14 protein-coding genes and 1 tRNA gene are annotated in these 17,667 nt (G+C 61.1%); 3 read left to right on the top strand and 12 right to left on the bottom strand.

The annotated features are described in order from the left end of the window. Positions 1-16: 16 nt before the first annotated feature. The 4 genes from leuB to leuC all read right to left on the bottom strand — a co-directional run bounded on the left by leuB (position 17) and on the right by leuC (position 4,152). Positions 17-1,099 carry a 3-isopropylmalate dehydrogenase gene (gene leuB / locus CAF76_RS10345; RefSeq protein WP_039770158.1) on the bottom strand — a complete coding sequence of 361 codons (1,083 nt, stop codon included), beginning with the start codon at positions 1,097-1,099 and terminating at the stop codon, positions 17-19. A gap of 69 nt (positions 1,100-1,168) precedes the next feature. Next, positions 1,169-1,933: a class I SAM-dependent methyltransferase gene (locus CAF76_RS10340; protein ID WP_064594826.1), complete on the bottom strand. Its 765-nt coding sequence runs from the start codon at positions 1,931-1,933 to the stop codon at positions 1,169-1,171. A gap of 144 nt (positions 1,934-2,077) precedes the next feature. Beyond that, a complete protein-coding gene (gene leuD, locus CAF76_RS10335; protein ID WP_064594825.1) occupies positions 2,078-2,722 on the bottom strand; it encodes a 3-isopropylmalate dehydratase small subunit in 645 nt (214 codons plus the stop codon). An 11-nt stretch (positions 2,723-2,733) separates the two neighbouring features. Continuing rightward, positions 2,734-4,152: a 3-isopropylmalate dehydratase large subunit gene (leuC, locus tag CAF76_RS10330; RefSeq protein WP_011333350.1), complete on the bottom strand. Its 1,419-nt coding sequence runs from the start codon at positions 4,150-4,152 to the stop codon at positions 2,734-2,736. 140 nt (positions 4,153-4,292) lie between these two features. Here leuC and CAF76_RS10325 point away from each other — a divergent pair, with 140 nt between their 5' ends. From CAF76_RS10325 to CAF76_RS10315, 3 genes are all read left to right on the top strand, one after another. Continuing rightward, on the top strand, positions 4,293-5,183 hold the full coding sequence (locus CAF76_RS10325) for a LysR family transcriptional regulator (protein WP_007956444.1): 891 nt from the start codon (positions 4,293-4,295) through the stop codon (positions 5,181-5,183). A gap of 68 nt (positions 5,184-5,251) precedes the next feature. Continuing rightward, a complete protein-coding gene (locus tag CAF76_RS10320; RefSeq protein WP_085648993.1) occupies positions 5,252-8,530 on the top strand; it encodes a bifunctional diguanylate cyclase/phosphodiesterase in 3,279 nt (1,092 codons plus the stop codon). 107 nt (positions 8,531-8,637) lie between these two features. Continuing rightward, complete coding sequence (locus CAF76_RS10315; RefSeq protein WP_085648994.1) at positions 8,638-10,329, top strand: molecular chaperone HscC; 1,692 nt, start codon at positions 8,638-8,640, stop codon at positions 10,327-10,329. Here CAF76_RS10315 and CAF76_RS10310 read toward each other — a convergent pair. The 8 genes from CAF76_RS10310 to CAF76_RS10275 all read right to left on the bottom strand — a co-directional run bounded on the left by CAF76_RS10310 (position 10,326) and on the right by CAF76_RS10275 (position 17,633). Further along, on the bottom strand, positions 10,326-13,022 hold the full coding sequence (locus CAF76_RS10310) for a J domain-containing protein (protein ID WP_085648995.1): 2,697 nt from the start codon (positions 13,020-13,022) through the stop codon (positions 10,326-10,328). The two genes, CAF76_RS10315 and CAF76_RS10310, sit on opposite strands and share 4 nt — an antisense overlap. Beyond that, positions 13,019-13,714 carry a DUF1266 domain-containing protein gene (locus CAF76_RS10305; protein WP_085648996.1) on the bottom strand — a complete coding sequence of 232 codons (696 nt, stop codon included), beginning with the start codon at positions 13,712-13,714 and terminating at the stop codon, positions 13,019-13,021. The genes CAF76_RS10310 and CAF76_RS10305 overlap by 4 nt, the downstream gene beginning before the upstream one ends. 184 nt (positions 13,715-13,898) lie before the next feature. After that, the gene (locus CAF76_RS10300) at positions 13,899-14,345 is read right to left on the bottom strand and encodes an Hsp20 family protein (protein WP_063429319.1); all 447 of its coding nucleotides are present in this window, start codon (positions 14,343-14,345) and stop codon (positions 13,899-13,901) included. 121 nt (positions 14,346-14,466) lie between these two features. Beyond that, complete coding sequence (locus tag CAF76_RS10295) at positions 14,467-15,426, bottom strand: tRNA-dihydrouridine synthase (RefSeq protein ID WP_085648997.1); 960 nt, start codon at positions 15,424-15,426, stop codon at positions 14,467-14,469. 35 nt (positions 15,427-15,461) lie between these two features. Then, positions 15,462-15,923, bottom strand: a complete 462-nt coding sequence (locus CAF76_RS10290) for a thioesterase family protein (protein ID WP_011333342.1) — start codon at positions 15,921-15,923, stop codon at positions 15,462-15,464. 47 nt (positions 15,924-15,970) lie between these two features. Next, positions 15,971-16,804 carry an alpha/beta fold hydrolase gene (locus CAF76_RS10285; RefSeq protein ID WP_085612829.1) on the bottom strand — a complete coding sequence of 278 codons (834 nt, stop codon included), beginning with the start codon at positions 16,802-16,804 and terminating at the stop codon, positions 15,971-15,973. Between the two features lie 30 nt (positions 16,805-16,834). Next, positions 16,835-17,374 (bottom strand): TetR/AcrR family transcriptional regulator, encoded by a 540-nt coding sequence (locus CAF76_RS10280; RefSeq protein WP_039770145.1) that lies wholly within the window; start codon positions 17,372-17,374, stop codon positions 16,835-16,837. A gap of 183 nt (positions 17,375-17,557) precedes the next feature. Next, positions 17,558-17,633: transfer RNA gene (locus CAF76_RS10275), tRNA-Glu, on the bottom strand. Between the last annotated feature and the right edge of the window lie 34 nt (positions 17,634-17,667).

Below are 17,667 nucleotides of genomic sequence, written 5' to 3'. Positions count from 1 at the left end.
CAGCGGGCCCGAGAGATTACAGATTCCGCAGCGCGGCGACTACTGCGTCACCCATTTCCTGCGTACCGACTTTAGTGCAACCGGTCGAAAAGATGTCGCCGGTGCGCAGACCTTGATCCAGCACCACACTGACCGCTTTCTCGATGGCGTCGGCGGCTTCGTGCAGGTTGAAGCTGTAACGAAGCATCATCGACACCGACAGGATGGTCGCCAGCGGGTTGGCAATGCCTTTGCCGGCGATGTCCGGTGCCGAGCCGTGGCAAGGCTCGTACATGCCCTTGTTGTTGGCGTCCAGCGAGGCCGACGGCAGCATGCCGATGGAGCCGGTGAGCATCGACGCTTCGTCGGACAGGATGTCGCCGAACATGTTGTCGGTGACGATCACGTCGAACTGCTTCGGCGCACGCACCAGTTGCATGGCGGCGTTGTCGACGTACATGTGGCTCAGCTCGACGTCCGGGTAATCCTTGGCCACCTGCTCGACCACTTCACGCCACAGTTGGCTGGACGCCAGCACGTTGGCCTTGTCCACCGAGCACAGTTTCTTGCCACGCACGCGGGCCATGTCGAAACCGACACGGGCGATACGGCGGATTTCGCTTTCGCTGTACGGCAGGGTGTCGTAGGACTGGCGCTCGCCGTTTTCCAGGGTGCGGGTGCCGCGCGGTGCGCCGAAGTAGATGCCGCCGGTCAGCTCACGGACGATCAGGATGTCCAGGCCGGCAACGATTTCCGGCTTCAGGCTCGAAGCCTCGGCCAGTTGCGGGTACAGGATCGCCGGACGCAGGTTGCCGAACAGGCCCAGTTGCGCACGGATTTTCAGCAGACCGCGCTCAGGGCGGATGTCACGCTCGATGGTGTCCCATTTCGGGCCGCCGACGGCGCCCAGCAGCACGGCGTCGGCGGCACGGGCGCGATCGAGGGTTTCGTCGGCCAGCGGCACGCCGTGCTTGTCGATGGCGGCGCCACCGATCACGTCATGGCTCAGCTCGAAGCCCAGGCTGTACTTGTCGTTGGCCAACTCCAGCACCTTGACCGCTTCGGCCATGATTTCCGGACCAATACCGTCGCCTGGGAGAATCAGAATCTGCTTGCTCATGCTTTCCTCGTGTCTTCAGTCGGTGCGCCGTCGACGGGCGCGCCGGGAAAAATGCTTGTCGTTCGAAACTTACTTTTCGGCCCAGAGCACCAGTACATCTGTACTGAACGAACCATCGGCCTCAATCTCAAAATATTCGCGCACTTCGTTGCCCATCGATTGCTGCAACTGGCGGATCGCGACGCGCATCACTTCGGGTGTGCGCATGCGCTCGACCCAGCTGTTGTACTCCAGACGCAGGCGCTGACGCGTGGTGCTGCGGGTGTGCAAACCGGCCTCGCTGACCTGGCGCAACCACTCGCCGGCCGAATAATCGCGCACATGGCTGGTGTCGCGCAGCACTTCGACGCTCTGCAAATAGGTGTCGAACAGCGGACTGCCCGGCGACAGCACATCGATGAACGCCGCCACGCCACCCGGTTTCAGCACCCGGCGCACTTCGCGCAAGGCCACACCGAGATCGCTCCAATGGTGCGCCGAATAGCGGCTGAACACGAAGTCGAATTCGCCATCGGCGAACGGCAGGTGCTCGGCGGCGCCGTTGACCGTGGACACATTGCTCAAGCCGCGATCAACGGCCGCGGCGGCAACCACGTCGAGCATCTGTTGCGACAGGTCGTAGGCCACCACTTCCTTCACCAACGGGGCGACGTGAAAACTCACGTGCCCGGCGCCGCAACCCAGGTCAAGCACCCGCGCCTCGCCCTGCCCCGCCAACTCAGCCTGCAGCAGCGCAAATTCAGTGCCTTGAGCGTGAACGGCGCTGCTCAGGTAGGCGGCGGCCTGTTCACCGAATTGCTTTTGTACAACCTGACTGTGGGCGGTGCTGGTCATGGGTACGTCCTTTTCTGGGTCAAGTCTTGCGCTGCCTTTGCCGGCCTCATCGCTGGCAAGCCAGCTCCCACAGTAAATGCAGCGTTCACAAAACCTGTGGGAGCGGGCTTGCCCGCGATGGGGTCAGCCCTGACTACATCAATCTCACGCGTCGCGGAACAACCACGGCTGGCTCGCGCGATGCTTGGCTTCAAACGCGGCAATCGCATCGCCGTCCTGCAGGGTCAAGCCGATGTCGTCCAGGCCATTGAGCAGGCAGTGTTTGCGGAAGGCGTCGATCTCGAAGCGGTAGACCTTGCCGTTCGGGCTGGTCACGGTCTGCTCGTGCAGATCGATCTGCAACTGATAGCCCGGTTCGGCCTCGACCTGTTTGAACAGCTCGTCGACTTCGGCGTCGCTCAGGATGATCGGCAGCAAGCCGTTCTTGAAGCTGTTGTTGAAGAAGATGTCGGCATAGCTCGGTGCGATGATGCTGCGGAAACCGTACTCTTCCAGCGCCCACGGCGCGTGCTCACGGCTGGAGCCGCAACCGAAGTTTTCGCGGGCCAGCAACACGCTGGCGCCTTGATAGCGCTCGGCGTTGAGCACGAATTCCTTGTTCAGCGGACGCTTGGAGTTGTCCTGATAAGGCTGCCCCACATCGAGGTAACGCCATTCGTCGAACAGGTTCGGGCCGAAACCGGTGCGCTTGATCGACTTCAGAAACTGCTTCGGAATGATCTGATCGGTGTCGACGTTGGCACGATCCAGAGGCGCGACGAGACCAGTGTGCTGGGTAAAAGCTTTCATGCTGCGCTCCTTTAGATCAATTCACGAACGTCGATGAAACGACCGTTCACCGCCGCCGCAGCGGCCATGGCCGGGCTGACGAGGTGGGTACGGCCACCGGCGCCCTGACGGCCTTCGAAGTTACGGTTGGAGGTCGAGGCGCAATGCTCGCCGGACTCCAGACGGTCCGGGTTCATCGCCAGGCACATCGAGCAACCCGGCTCGCGCCATTCGAAACCGGCTTCGAGGAAGATCTTGTCCAGACCTTCGGCCTCGGCCTGGGCCTTCACCAGACCCGAGCCCGGCACCACGATGGCCTGCTTGATGGTCGAGGCGACCTTGCGGCCCTTGGCGATGACCGCTGCAGCGCGCAAGTCTTCGATCCGCGAGTTGGTGCAGGAGCCGATGAATACGCGGTCGAGCTGAATGTCAGTGATCGCCTGATTGGCGGTCAAACCCATGTATTTCAAGGCGCGGACGATCGAGTCGCGCTTGACCAGGTCCATTTCCTTGGCCGGGTCCGGCACGTTCTGATCAACGGCCAGCACCATTTCCGGCGATGTGCCCCAGCTGACTTGCGGCTTGATCTGCGTGGCGTCGAGCTCGACCACGGTGTCGAAATGCGCGTCGGCGTCGGACACCAGGTCTTTCCAGGACTCGACAGCCAAATCCCACTCGGCGCCTTTCGGTGCGAACGGACGACCCTTGACGTAATCCACAGTCTTCTGGTCCGCCGCCACCAGACCCACGCGGGCGCCGGCTTCGATGGACATGTTGCAGATGGTCATGCGGCCTTCGATGGACAGATCGCGGATCGCGCTACCGGCGAATTCGATGGCATGGCCGTTACCGCCGGCGGTGCCGATCTTGCCGATTACCGCGAGGACGATGTCCTTGGCGGTCACGCCGAACGGCAATTGGCCTTCGACGCGCACCAGCATGTTCTTCATTTTCTTGGCGACCAGGCACTGGGTGGCGAGCACGTGCTCGACTTCGGAAGTGCCGATCCCGTGAGCCAGGGCGCCGAACGCGCCGTGGGTCGAGGTGTGCGAGTCGCCGCAGACCACGGTCATGCCCGGCAAGGTCGCGCCCTGCTCCGGGCTGATCACGTGAACGATGCCCTGGCGCACGTCGTTCATCTTGAATTCCACGATGCCGTATTCATCGCAGTTGTCGTCGAGGGTCTGAACCTGCAAACGCGAGACCTGGTCGGCAATGGCTTCGATGCCGCCCTTGCGCTCCGGGGTGGTCGGTACGTTGTGGTCCGGGGTGGCGATGTTGGCATCGATGCGCCACGGCTTGCGCCCGGCCAGACGCAGGCCTTCGAAGGCTTGCGGCGAGGTCACTTCGTGGATGATGTGACGATCGATATAGATCAGCGCCGAGCCATCGTCGCGCTGCTTGACCAAATGCGAATCCCAGAGCTTGTCGTAGAGCGTTTTGCCGGCCATCAGACGGTTCCTCATCAGCTTGTTTCTATGCCCTGGGCTTATCAATAACCCTTTGGCTTGTGAGGCCGATCCTATGGGGTTAGATTAAATAACTCAAATTCATATTTTTTATGCTTTGGATAACCAACTGGAATACGAACATGGACCTGGCCAACCTCAATGCTTTTATCGCGATTGCCGAGACTGGAAGCTTCTCCGGTGCCGGCGAACGGCTGCACCTGACACAACCGGCCATCAGCAAACGCATCGCCGGATTGGAGCAGCAATTGAATGTGCGGCTGTTCGACCGCCTCGGTCGTGAAGTGGGCCTGACCGAGGCCGGCCGGGCCCTGCTGCCACGGGCTTATCAGATTCTCAACGTGCTGGACGACACGCGCCGCGCCCTGACCAACCTGACCGGCGAAGTCACCGGCCGCCTGACCCTGGCCACAAGTCACCACATCGGCCTGCACCGTCTGCCGCCCTTATTGAGGGAATACACCCGCCGCTACCCACAGGTGGCGCTGGATATTCAGTTCCTCGATTCGGAAGTGGCCTACGAGGAAATTCTCCATGGCCGGGCAGAACTGGCAGTCATCACCCTGGCGCCGGAGCCGCATACGCTGGTCAAGGCCACGCCAGTCTGGGATGACCCGCTGGATTTCGTGGTGGCCCCGGAACATTCATTGATCAGCAACGGCGCCGTCACATTGGCGGACATTGCCGGTCATCCGGCGGTTTTCCCCGGCGGCAACACTTTTACCCACCATATTGTGCAGCGGCTGTTCGAGGCTCAGGGCCTGACGCCGAACATCGCCATGAGCACCAACTACCTGGAAACCATCAAGATGATGGTGTCGATCGGCCTGGCCTGGAGCGTTTTGCCGCGCACCATGCTCGATGAACAGGTGGCGCGCATACCTTTACCGGGCATACAGCTCAGTCGCCAGCTAGGCTATATCCTGCACACTGAAAGGACGCTGTCGAATGCTGCACGGGCGTTTATGGCCCTGCTGGACGCTCAAATCGATCTGCCAGGGACTCTCGGCTAACTTGTGCTACTCCTATAGAGCTGCCGCCCCTGTGCCAAACGCCCAAATCAGCTCAAGGCCCCTTAACAATGCCGAAATCTGTTGACCGTATTCCGCCGATGCCGCGTATTCAGGCCATTGATCCACGGCGATCCGAGCAGAGCTGGGAGAGCGCGCCGCAATTGCTCGCGGCGCTCAACGGTGCCCGGCTCGGCGCCTGGTACTGGGACATCGAGCGCGGGCAGATCAGCTGGTCGCGCGGCACTCAGGCCTTGTTCGGCTTTGATCCTCGGCAACCGCTGCCCGAAGACCTGGAATACCTCGACCTGCTGCCACCGGAAGACCGGGCGAAAACCATCCGCGCCTTCCACGCGGTGATTGCCGGCGCGCCGCTGGAACAGGCGATGCACCACCGCATCCGCTGGCCCGACGGCAGCCTGCACTGGCTGGAGATCAACGGCAGCCTGCTCCCCGACAAACACGGTCGCCCCCGAATGATCGGGGTGATCCGCGAAATCACCCACCAGCGGCAACGGGAACAGGCGCTCAGCAGTTCGGAGAAACGTTTTGCGACACTGTTTCATCTGTGCCCGAACATGGTGCTGCTGACCCGCCAGGAAGACGGCCTGATCAGCGAGGCCAACCAGTATTTCGAAAGCCTGTTCGGCTGGCCGGTGCAGAGCGCCATCGGCCGTACCACCCTGGAACTGGGCCTGTGGGTGCATCCCGAGCAGCGGGCGGAGCTGGTCAAGAAGACCAAGGCCAAGGGCGAACTGGTCAGCATGGAGGTGCAGTTCCGCGCCAGCAATGGCCAGATCCACGACGGCATCCTCAGCGCGCAAAAGGTCGAACTCGAAGGCCAGCCTTACCTGCTCAGCACTTTTCTCGACACCACCGAACGAAAAGCCGCCGAACATGCCCTGAAAGACAGCCAGGAACGCCTCGACCTGGCGCTGGATTCGGCGCAACTCGGCACCTGGGACTGGCACATTCCCAGCGGCATGCTCTACGGTTCGGCCCGCGCTGCGCAATTACACGGCCTGGAGCCGAAACCGTTCCATGAATCGTTCGAAGAGTTTTTCGAGGGCGTCCCCGGCGAAGAGCGCGACAGCATGCGCGATGCCTATCGCAGCCTGCGCGAAGGCCCGGCGGGCAATTATCAACTGACTTACCGCGTGCAACTGCCGGACGGCAGCTCGCGTTATCTGGAAAGCCGCGCCCGCCTCTATCGCGACGACAACGGCGTACCGCTGCGGATGGCCGGCACCCTGCTGGACATCACCGATCAGGTCGAGCGCGAACAACGGTTGGTGGCTTCGGAAGAGAAATTCGCCACGCTGTTCCAGGTCAGCCCCGACCCGATCTGCGTCACGCGCCAGGAAACCGGGGAATTCATCGAGATCAACTCCAGCTTTTCCCAGACCTTCGGCTGGAGTGCCAGCGATGTGATCGGCCACACCGCCGAAGAAATCGGCCTGTGGGACGCCTCGGCGAAAAGCCTGCAACGCATCGAACGGGTGATCCGCGAACAGGGCCTGAGCAATGTCGCGATCATCGTCCAGCACAAGGACGGCCAGTCGCTGACCTGCGTGATTTCCAGCCGCCAGATCAGCGTCGGCAACCAGCCGTGCATCGTCACCACGCTGCGCGACATTACCCAGCAACAGCGCTCGGAAGCGGCGCTCAAAGCCAGCGAAGAGAAATTCGCCAAGGCGTTTCACTCCAGTCCCGACGCGATCACCATCACCGAACGCGACACCGGGCGCTATCTGGAGGTCAACGACGGCTTCTGCCGCCTCACCGGCTATCGCGCCGACGAAGTGGTGGGCAAAACCGTGTATCAGGTCGGTATCTGGGCCGAGGAAAAACAGCGTTCGGCACTGCTGGCCGAGCTACAGATCAAGGGCCGCGTGCACCATCAGGAAATGCTCGGGCGCAACAAGCGCGGCGAGATCCTGACGGTGGAAGTCTCGGTCGAGCCGATCACTCTCAACGAAACCGCCTGCCTGCTGCTCACCGCCCGGGACGTCAGCCTGCTGAAGAACGCCGAAGCGCAGATCCGCCATCTGGCCTATCACGACCCGCTGACCAACCTGCCCAACCGCGCGCTGCTGATGGATCGCCTGAGCCAGCAGATCGCCCTGCTCAAGCGTCACAACCTGCGCGGTGCGCTGCTGTTTCTCGATCTGGATCACTTCAAGCACATCAACGACTCGCTGGGTCACCCGGTCGGCGACACGGTGCTGAAAATCATCACCGCACGGCTTGAAGCCAGCGTGCGCATGGAAGACACCGTGGCGCGGCTCGGTGGCGATGAATTCGTGGTGCTGCTCAGTGGCCTGGAAGGCACACGCAATGACGTCAGCGCTCAGGTGCGCGAGCTGGCCGACACCATTCGCGAGTTGCTGTCGGAGCCGATGTTCCTCGACGGCCAGCGTCTGCAAGTGACGCCGAGCATCGGCGTGGCACTGATTCCCGATCACGGCTCGACCCCGACCGATCTGCTCAAACGCGCCGATATCGCGCTATACCGCGCCAAGGATTCCGGGCGCAACACCACGCAGATGTATCACAACACCATGCAGAAAGCGGCCAGCGAACGGCTGCGCATGGAGACCGACCTGCGTCTGGCGCTGGCCCGGGGGGAATTCGACGTGCATTACCAACCGCAGATCGACGCCCAGGACAACCGCATCATCGGCGCCGAAGCCCTGGTACGCTGGAATCACCCGGAACTCGGCGCGCAATCGCCTACCGAATTCATCAAGGTGCTGGAGGACAGCGGGCTGATTCTGGAGGTCGGCACCTGGATCCTCGACGAGGCGTGCGAAGCCTTCAAACAATTGATCGCCGAAAAGCTGATCGATCCTCTGGCCTTCAGCCTGTGTGTGAACATCAGCCCCCGGCAGTTCCGCCAGAACGACTTCGTCGAGCGCATCGAACACAGCATGAGCAGCCACGGCCTGCCTTGCTCGCTGTTGAAACTGGAAATCACCGAAGGCATCGTCATTCAGAACCTGGAAGACACCATCAGCAAAATGCGCCGCCTGAAAAAACTCGGCGTGAGTTTTGCCATGGACGATTTCGGCACCGGCTATTCATCGCTGACGTACCTGAAACGATTGCCGGTGGACACGCTGAAGATCGATCAGTCATTCATCCGCGACGCCACCACCGACCCCAACGACGCCGAAATCATCCGCGCCATCGTCGCCATGGCCCGCAGCCTGGAACTGGAAGTGATCGCCGAAGGCGTGGAAACCCCGGAACAGCTGGCGTTCCTGCAAGGGTTGGGCTGCCATTTGTATCAGGGCTATCTGCACAGCCGACCATTGCCGCTGGAGGGGTTGAAGGGATTGCTGGAATGACGGACATCTGCGGTTACTACCCCGAGCATTGACCCCTGGCCGGTAATTGCCAGGGTTGGCGGCAACCTGTAGGGTCGCGTTTTTTTCGCGCTGTTTCGAGATCGATCATGCAGGATGCATCCCTCCCCCGCCCGGCCCTGCTGGGCATTGACCTTGGCACCACCAACAGTTTGATCGCCGTCTGGCAGGACGGTCAGGCCCGATTGATCCCCAACGCCCTCGGCGAGGTGCTGACCCCGTCGGTGGTCAGCCTCGATGAAGACGGGACCATTCTGGTCGGCAAGGCTGCACGCGCACGCCTGACAACCCACCCGGAACGTACAGCCGCCGCGTTCAAGCGCTTCATGGGCAGCGACCGGCAGATCGAACTCGGCACCACAACCTTCAGCCCGGAAGAATTGTCGGCACTGGTGCTGGGCTCACTCAAGCAGGACGCCGAGGCTTTTCTCGGCCACCCGGTGGCTGAAGCGGTGATTTCCGTGCCGGCGTATTTCAGTGACGAACAACGCAAACGCACCCTGTTTGCCGCCGAACTGGCAGGCCTGAAGGTTTCCCGACTGATCAACGAGCCAACCGCCGCCGCGATGGCGTATGGTCTGCACGAGCAGAAATTCGAACGCACGCTGATCTTCGATCTGGGCGGCGGGACGTTCGATGTCACGGTGCTGGAATATGCGTTGCCGCTGATTGAAGTGCATGCGTCCACCGGTGACAACTTTCTGGGGGGCGAAGACTTTACCGATGCACTATTGAATGCCTGTCTGAAAAACTGGCGACTGACCCCGTCGATGATTGATCCGCAAGGCATGGCCAGCCTGGGCGATGCCCTGGAACAACTCAAATGCAAACTCGGCGAAGGCCCTCAATCTTTGAGCTGGCACCATGCCGACAAACTGCACGAATGGTCGCTGGACGAAGCCGCTGCCGTGAAGATCTGGGAACCGTTGCTGGCACGATTGCGCGCGCCGATCGAGCAGGCCCTGCGCGATGCGCGCCTGAAACCACGGGATCTCGACAGTCTGGTGCTGGTTGGTGGGGCAACGCGGATGCCTGCGGTACAACAGATGGTCGCGACCCTGTTCGGACGCCTGCCCTACCGGCATCTTGATCCCGACACCCTCGTTGCACTGGGTGCAGCCACGCAAGCGGCCTGCAAGGCGCGCGATGGCGCGATCGAAGAACTGATTCTGACCGATGTCTGCCCGTATACGCTGGGCATCGCAACCATGCGTGGCAAAGGCATCGACGGCGCCTTTTCGCCGATCATCGAACGCAACACCATCATTCCGACGTCACGGGTCGAGCGCTACCACACAACCCACCCCCGACAGGAGCTGCTGCGCATTGCCGTTTATCAGGGTGAGCGGCCGTGGGTACGTGACAACATCCTCATTGACGCTTTCGATGTCACCTTGACGCCCACCGATAACATTCAGGAGCTGGACGTACGCTTCAGTTACGACATCAACGGTCTGCTCGAAGTCGATGTCACGCTGCTAGAGACCGGCGAACGCCACAGCCACAGCATCGATCGCAGCCCCACCGGGCTGGATGAACAAGCGCGCAGAGACAGCCATAACCGACTGTCAACGCTGAAGGTCCATCCGCGCGACGCATTGCCCAACCGCACACTACTGGCCCGCCTGGAGCGGGCATGGATGCAGAGTCTGGGCACGCAGCGCGAACACATTGCAGAGTGGCTGCACAACTTCACCACGGTACTCGGCGGACAGCAGCCGGCAGAAATCGCCAGCCACCGCTCAGAGCTCAACAAGGCGCTGGACCAACTGCGCCTCTAACCGTCGAGTCGCCGCAGAGCAGCCTGCAGACCACCGGACAGCATCTCGCCAGCGCCGCTGTCCGGCGGCACGCCATATCGGTTGGGCAACTTGTCACCGGGAAAGCCGAACAGCAGCAGCGGCAGGAACGGCAAGATCGGCGACAAGGCCATGAATATCAGCAATGTGGGCAGGCCTCGCCCCATATCATGCAAACGGCGCAGAGTGGCGCCGAATAACACCAGAACACCCAGTAACAGGATCAGAACGCCAAAAAATGTAGTACCGCTGATCAATCCTGCCACCGGCGCAATCACTACACACCCCAGAACCTGAGCGATAAAAGCCTTGCGCCCCAGCCGCGACCCCAGGCGCCAGATCGCCCCTGCCGGCACCGGCTGAATATCACTTTTGGCCAACATCAAACGCTCCGACCAGGACAGCAAGGCACACAGCGCCAGGCGCAAGCCGATACTGTTCTGCAAGTCATCCTTGCCCTGCTGCAATTGGCGCAGTACTCGCGTTTTCGGCACTCCGGCAGCGCCATAGCGAACCATGGCCTTGAGCGCATCGAGAGACTCGTACGCCAACAATTTGTCGACGCCGAAATCCGTCAACACCTTGCGCGGCGGCCACACTGGCTCGCCCTTGATCAAGCCGTCACGAAACCCTTCGAACCAGTCGTCTTCGCAACTGACCGCCGCGATGGATTGCAGCAAGGCACGATGCTGCTCGGCGCTCAGGCTCGGGTCGTGATAGAGCACGCCCCAGAACATCAACAAACCCAGCAGGTCGTCGCCACATGCAGCGCGATCGCTTTCGATGCAGGTGTAAAGCAGGGTATTGGAAGGCAATCGGGAACTATCGAGGGCCTGCTGAACGCTGAACAATTGCTGCACCAACAAGCCGTGCACCGGATCATTGCCTTGCAGCCAGCCCAGTAAACCGTCGCAATTGCCTTGCTCGCGTTGCAAACGGCGCAACAGTGGCTGCAATCGGCTCAAGGGATGAGCCGGACTGAACGGCAGACGCTCAAGGCACTGCCCATCGATCAATTGCAGACAACGTTCCGGCTGATCCAGCAACGCCAGCAAAAACACGGTTTGAGCGTGCCACTCCCAGGCAGCCTCGCCCAGCCCCACCGGCGGCAACCCTATCCCGCGACGGCTCAACTGAAGAAGCAGATCGAGCTCGGACAAGTCACAGTCGTCTTTGACGGCGCCCAATTTGAATGCTTCGGCGATGCGCTCCAGGGCGGTGTCACTGTAGGGCCGCAAGCGACGCAACCACAGGCGACAGACCTTGTGCAGCTCGCCTGTTGTCAGTGCCTGCGGCAATTGCTGCGATATTGAATCCGCTTCGCTGAATACGCTCAGAGCCTGCACAATCGGCGCATTCGCCAACCAGCGCAGATGCTGCCCGGCCTGAACTTTGAACCCGCTCAACACCAGGCATTCGAGCGCATCGACCGGAAGCGGCTGATCCAGAATCCGCTGCAGCAAGACCGCATCACCGCGATGCAGCGCCCAGGCATGCCGGTACAGTTGCAGCAGCCGGCTGTCGGCATTCTCACCCAGCAGTTGGGCAAGCAACGGGAGCTCATCGCCTGTCATGCGCCAATCGACAAAACTTTGCGCCAGGCTATCGAGCTTCAACCGCCCGACACCCAACCAACGGTTCAGCGTCTCGGGGCGTTGTGACGGACTGCCGTATACCTGCGCGTCATCCCCGAGATCCGCAGGCCAGTCAGAAAACTCGTCCAGACAATCGAACGCCTGAATCAGCAGGGGCAGAAAAGTCGGTTGCCGCTTGGCGCACAATTCCAGCAGACGACTTTCGGCCATCGGATGGCGGAACTCGTTCCACAGTCGGATCCAGCAAGGCAATGCCTGATCGTCCCGCCCCAGCAGACTGCTCTGACACGCCAACAGGTAAAGCCAGTCCACGTCATCAGGTGCTTCCAGCTGCTTTTCGACGCAGCACTGCAAAAATGTCGATGCACCGATGCCCGCCTGAGTGAACTGCACCAGCAAACGCTTGATGAACGCAGCATCATCCGGCAACGGCAGACAGGTGTGCTGACCGGCGAAGTCGGCAAACTCATGGAGTGGACGCTTGGCGAAAATGAAGTCGAGGCTGCGTGCGTACCAGAGTGTTTCGGTCTGCGCAGCCTCTGACCAAGCGCTCATCAGATCGGTATCGAACGGGTCAGGCGTTTCAATTCGTTGCAGAAAGGCTTCAACCCGCTGTGCGTCTTCGAATTCCAGATCCAGCAACTGCTGATCCCAGGCCATTCGCCTGGCCAAAAGATTCGCGCAGCGGTAGGACAGCGGACCGGCGTCGGCCATCCGGTGGTAGAGCCCCCAACTGAGTTCATCAAGCTGCTCCAGCGACAGCTCATCAAGCGCCCGGACAAATGCCTGCCATGCCGCGACATTGAACCGCCGCGCGGGATCGTCAAGCAATTCGCAGAAATCCACGAACGCCTGTGGAACCTCGACAACCTCCTGCTCTGACTCTTCAGTTTCTTCCTCGAGCGCTTCTTGCTTGTCTTCACGCGCCAGGCGCAAGGCATTTTCGTAGGCCATGCGCAGCGCCTGAAAACCTTCCGGATCGGTTTCCGGATGATGCGACGGCAAACGTGCGCGGTAGGCATCACGAATCCGGGTTTCGTCGGAGGTGGGCTCGATGCCCAGTCGAATCCAGCAACTCATGACCAGTCGAACTCCTTGAGCGATGCAGGGCGGGGCAGCAGATCAATCTCCATGTGCCAGGGCAGGTCGGCCAGAAAATGCGGGATGTTCCGGGCGAGGCCGCGGGTGATCCGCAGGTTATGAGCACTGTCACCCTGCCGTTCCAGCTCCCAGGCCAACTCGTCATCGCTTGTGTTCAGGCAGCACCAAAAGCTGCGACCCACAACAAAGCCATTGAAGTAGGACATCCAGTTACCGTAGTGAAACTGCGCCCTGACGGCCAAACGACTGTGCAGCCAGTTGCTTTCGGCCAGATCAATCCACTGATTGCGCACCGCGCAACGCAGGAGAAATCCCATCCGCCCGTAGTCCCAGGACAAAATTCCCCCGGGACCACAACCGCCGAAAGTGCGACTGGCAAACTCATGCAGAACACGCTCGCGAGGGCTCAGCCCTTCGAGCAGGCGTTGCCATTCACTCGGCAGACAACGTTGCCATGCCGAGTAGGCTCCACTCAGGTGCTTGGCATGTCCGTCGTCCGTCATCCATTGGAGCATGTCGAACAATTGCCGCCGGTCATCGATACCCCAGCTGTCTTTCAGATCGATGTAGCGGTCGTCGCAGAAAGCGGGGTCGTCGTACCCGGCGCCGGTGTTGAGCGCTGCCATTGGCGCAGAAAGGGCGCACAGCCAGCGCTGTTGAATATCGTCCATGAAAAAAGGCTCCAGGCCGACCGATTAGGATGGGGTCGGCAAAACTGCGGCGGATTGTAGAGAAACCGTCGCTGGGGGCAAAGTCGAACAGCCGTTTCTTGCGCACATAAAAAAGGCCCCGACGTATCGGGGCCTTCATTCAGCGGCTTATCGCCCGTTCAGACGATTTGTTTCTGCAAGTGACTCAGTGTTGCAGAGCCGGCTTCTGCGCCCCGTTGATCGGGATGCGCTTGGCTTTCGCTTCTTCCGGGATCACGCGCAACAGGTCGATGCTCAACAGACCGTTGCTCAGACCGGCAGCCTTGATCTCGATGTGATCGGCCAGGCGGAAGGACAGCTTGAATGCACGCTGGGCAATGCCCTGGTGCAGGAACGTGACGCCTTCGTTGGCATCACGCTTGCCGCCACTGATGGTCAGCACGCCTTTTTCGACTTGCAGTTCCAGGTCTTCTTCCTGGAAACCGGCCGCCGCCACGACGATGCGGTATTGATCGTCACCGTGTTTTTCCACGTTGTAAGGCGGATAGGTGCTGCCTGGCTCGTTGCGCAGGGCGGTTTCGAACAGGTCGTTGAAACGGTCGAAACCCACCGAGGAACGGAACAGTGGAGCGAGGGAAAATGCAGTACTCATGGTTCAAATCTCCTGAAAACAATCAGCAAGTTTTTTTGTCTCCGCGACCCGAATTCGGCATCGCGTAACCCTTAGATAGGGGCCTGCGTTTTGTTTTCAAGAGCGTATTTGCAGATTTTTTTCAGGCCGCTTCGGCGACCGGCAAACCCAGTAAACGCGAGACCTGATCCGGCTCGGTCTCCCGGCGCAGCACGGTAAACAGCTCGACGGCCTCGGGGTAATTGCGGGTCAGCATGGCCAGCCACTGTTTCAAACGGCCCGGCGACTGGCGCGCGGTCATTTGCGCTTTGGCTTGCAGCCAGAAGTCCTGGATCAGTGGCATCAGTTCGGTCCAGGTCATCTCGACGACCTCCTCACCGGCACGGGCAGCGGCGATCTGACGGGCCAGATCCGGGCGCGACACCAGACCACGACCGAGCATGATGTCTTCGACGCCGCTGATTTCCCGGCAGCGGCGCCAGTCTTCGACGCTCCAGATATCGCCGTTGGCGAACACCGGCACCTTGACCACGTCCTGCACGCGCGGGATCCACTCCCAATGCGCCGGCGGCTTATAGCCGTCGACCTTGGTGCGGGCGTGAACCACGATGTGCTCGGCGCCGCCCTCGGCCAGCGCCGTGGCGCACACCAGCGCGCCGTCCGGGCTGTCGAACCCCAGGCGCATCTTGGCGGTGACGGGAATGTGTGCGGGCACGGCGCGACGCACGTGCTCGACGATCCGGTTGAGCAACTCCGGCTCCTTGAGCAGTACCGCACCGCCGCGGGATTTGTTGACGGTCTTGGCCGGGCAACCGAAGTTCAGGTCTATCACTTCGGAGCCCAGCTCGCAGGCCAGTGCCGCGTTTTCCGCCAGGCACACCGGATCGGAACCCAGCAACTGCACGCGCAGTGGCACGCCGGAAGCGGTGCGGGCACCGTTGAGCAGTTCAGGGCCGAACTTGTGGAAATAGGCCGGGGTCAGCAACTGGTCGTTGACCCGAATGAACTCGGTCACGCACCAGTCAATACCGCCGACACGGGTCAGGACATCGCGCAGGATGTCATCGACCAACCCTTCCATCGGCGCCAGAGCAATTTGCATGGGAAACACACACTCAAGGAAAAACGTGCGGCAGTTTACTGGGTTTCGCGGGTTAAACCCATGTCCGCCGTCTGTATGGCCGGGCCGTAGCCTTCGATGAACTCGGCGGGCATGCGCTTGGGCCTGCCGGTGGACAGCTCGATGCAGACAAAGGTGGTCTGGGCGCGCAGCAGCGTAGCGTTGTCGCTGGGGCGGATCAGCTGGAAGTGACGGGTCATTTTCAGGCGCTGATCCCAATCGACGATCCAGGTCGCCAGTTGCAGCTCATCGCCTTCGTAGGCGGCGGCCAGGTAATCGATTTCGTGTCGCACCACGGCCATCGCCCGATCCAGACGCCGGTACTCGACCAGATCCAGGCCCAGGCGCTGCGAGTGGCGCCAGGCACAACGCTCGAGCCAGGTCACGTAGACCGCGTTGTTGGCGTGGCCCAGCCCGTCGATGTCCTCGGCGCCCACTTGCAGATCAATGGTAAATGGCGTTGCCCGATCCCAGCCCATGCCCTACTCCCGGTCAGATGATTCAACCGGGGCAGTGTAACGGATGACTACGCCGATTGCCGCGCCTGAAGGCTGCGCCCGGCCAGCAGTGATAACACGCCATCAATCACTCGGGGGTCGGCCAGCACGCGCTGATGGCCGCCGGCTTCCAGCCGCAGCAGGCGACTGTCGAACCAGGATTCGTGGATCAATTGGGATTCCTTGACCGAAACGAAGGTGTCATCTTCGGCATGCACGATCAGGCCTGGCATATCCAGTTGATAGTGGGCGACATCAAGGGTGGCGGCGCGCATGCCGACGTCCTGTTCGACCTGACGAATGAACGCCGAGCGAGCCCTGGGCGGCATGCCGACATAACGGGCAAACCCGCGCAACACCCCGAGAATCCGCGCCGGAGCGGCAATGCTCACGAGGGTTTCGGTGCGCAATCCTAATTGCACCGCCAGCATGGCGCTGGCGCCGCCCATGGAGTGACCGATGACAGCCTGCAACGGAGGCAATTCGGCAGCGGCTTCAAGCATCGCTCGAGCGAACAGGACCACGTTGGCTTCACGCCCCGGCGAGCGACCGTGGGCCGGGCCATCAAGCGCGACAACGGTGTAACCCGCTTCAACCAGCGCGGTGATCAACGCGGCAAACTGGGTGGGCCGCCCTTCCCAGCCGTGCATCAGCAAAACAGTCGGGCCTTGCCCCCAGCGCAGGGCCGAAAGACCGAAGCGCAAGGTGATGCGTTCGGATTTCGCCAGCAGCGGCAATTCCCAGTCCCTCGGTTTATTCACGCGCGGCGTCATGAACGCCAACCGCATTTTGCTCGCCACCAGTTTCGGTGCGAACCAGCCCAAGGTGCCATTAACGCCGCGAACCCACTTCAACGTGCTCATCGCTCTCTCCCCGGGCTTGTAGCCTTCAGGTCAACGCACCGCCGACTTGGCGGCGCGCAGCAATCGATCGGATAAATCCCCAGGCCCCAACGCCCTCGCGAGCGCCAGGCCACCCACCATCAAGGCCACGTCGGCCAACGCTTTGTCGGTGTCTTCCGGCGCTGCGGCCAACTGCGCAATCATCAATTCCAAGTGTTCGTTCAACGCGATCCGAAAGGCCTCCGGCAGACGGCCCAATTCGCCGATGGAGGCCGGAATCGGGCAGGCCGAATCGCTGGAATCGCGATGCTTGCGCGACAGATAGAACGCGGCTACCAGAGCGCGGCGCTCTTCACCGGTCAGCTCGCTGTCCATGTCGGCAATCAGGTCGCGTCGACGACCGAGCAATTGCTTGAAGGCCTCAAGCATCATGGCGTCCTTGCTTTCGAAGTGGGCATAGAAGCCGCCGACGGTCAGGCCGGCCGCCCCCATCACTTCGCCCACGCTCGGTTCAGCCGGACCGCGCTGGATCAGTGCAGCACTGGCGGCCTTGAGAATGCGTTCGCGGGTTTGAGCTTTCTTGTCGTTCATCGTCGCCTCCGAATATTACGATAGCAATATTATTCTCATAATAATATTCCGCAAGTCACACGCGTGACCGCTGGTCTGAAGCACAGTGTTAAGGAAAAAGAGGATTTGGCCAAACGCCAGACAAACAAAAGGGCCATTCAATAATTGAATGACCCTTATAAAATCCCGCAGAGCGGGTAATCGTGGCGTCCCCTAGGGGACTCGAACCCCTGTTACCGCCGTGAAAGGGCGGTGTCCTAGGCCACTAGACGAAGGGGACACAAACCTTCTGTACAACTGATCAGCGCTGAGTA

Origin of the sequence: Pseudomonas sp. B40(2017), from assembly GCF_002112855.1 — a bacterium.
Taxonomy (GTDB): Bacteria; Pseudomonadota; Gammaproteobacteria; order Pseudomonadales; family Pseudomonadaceae; genus Aquipseudomonas; species Aquipseudomonas pharyngis.
This window is presented reverse-complemented; position numbering and strand designations above follow the sequence as displayed.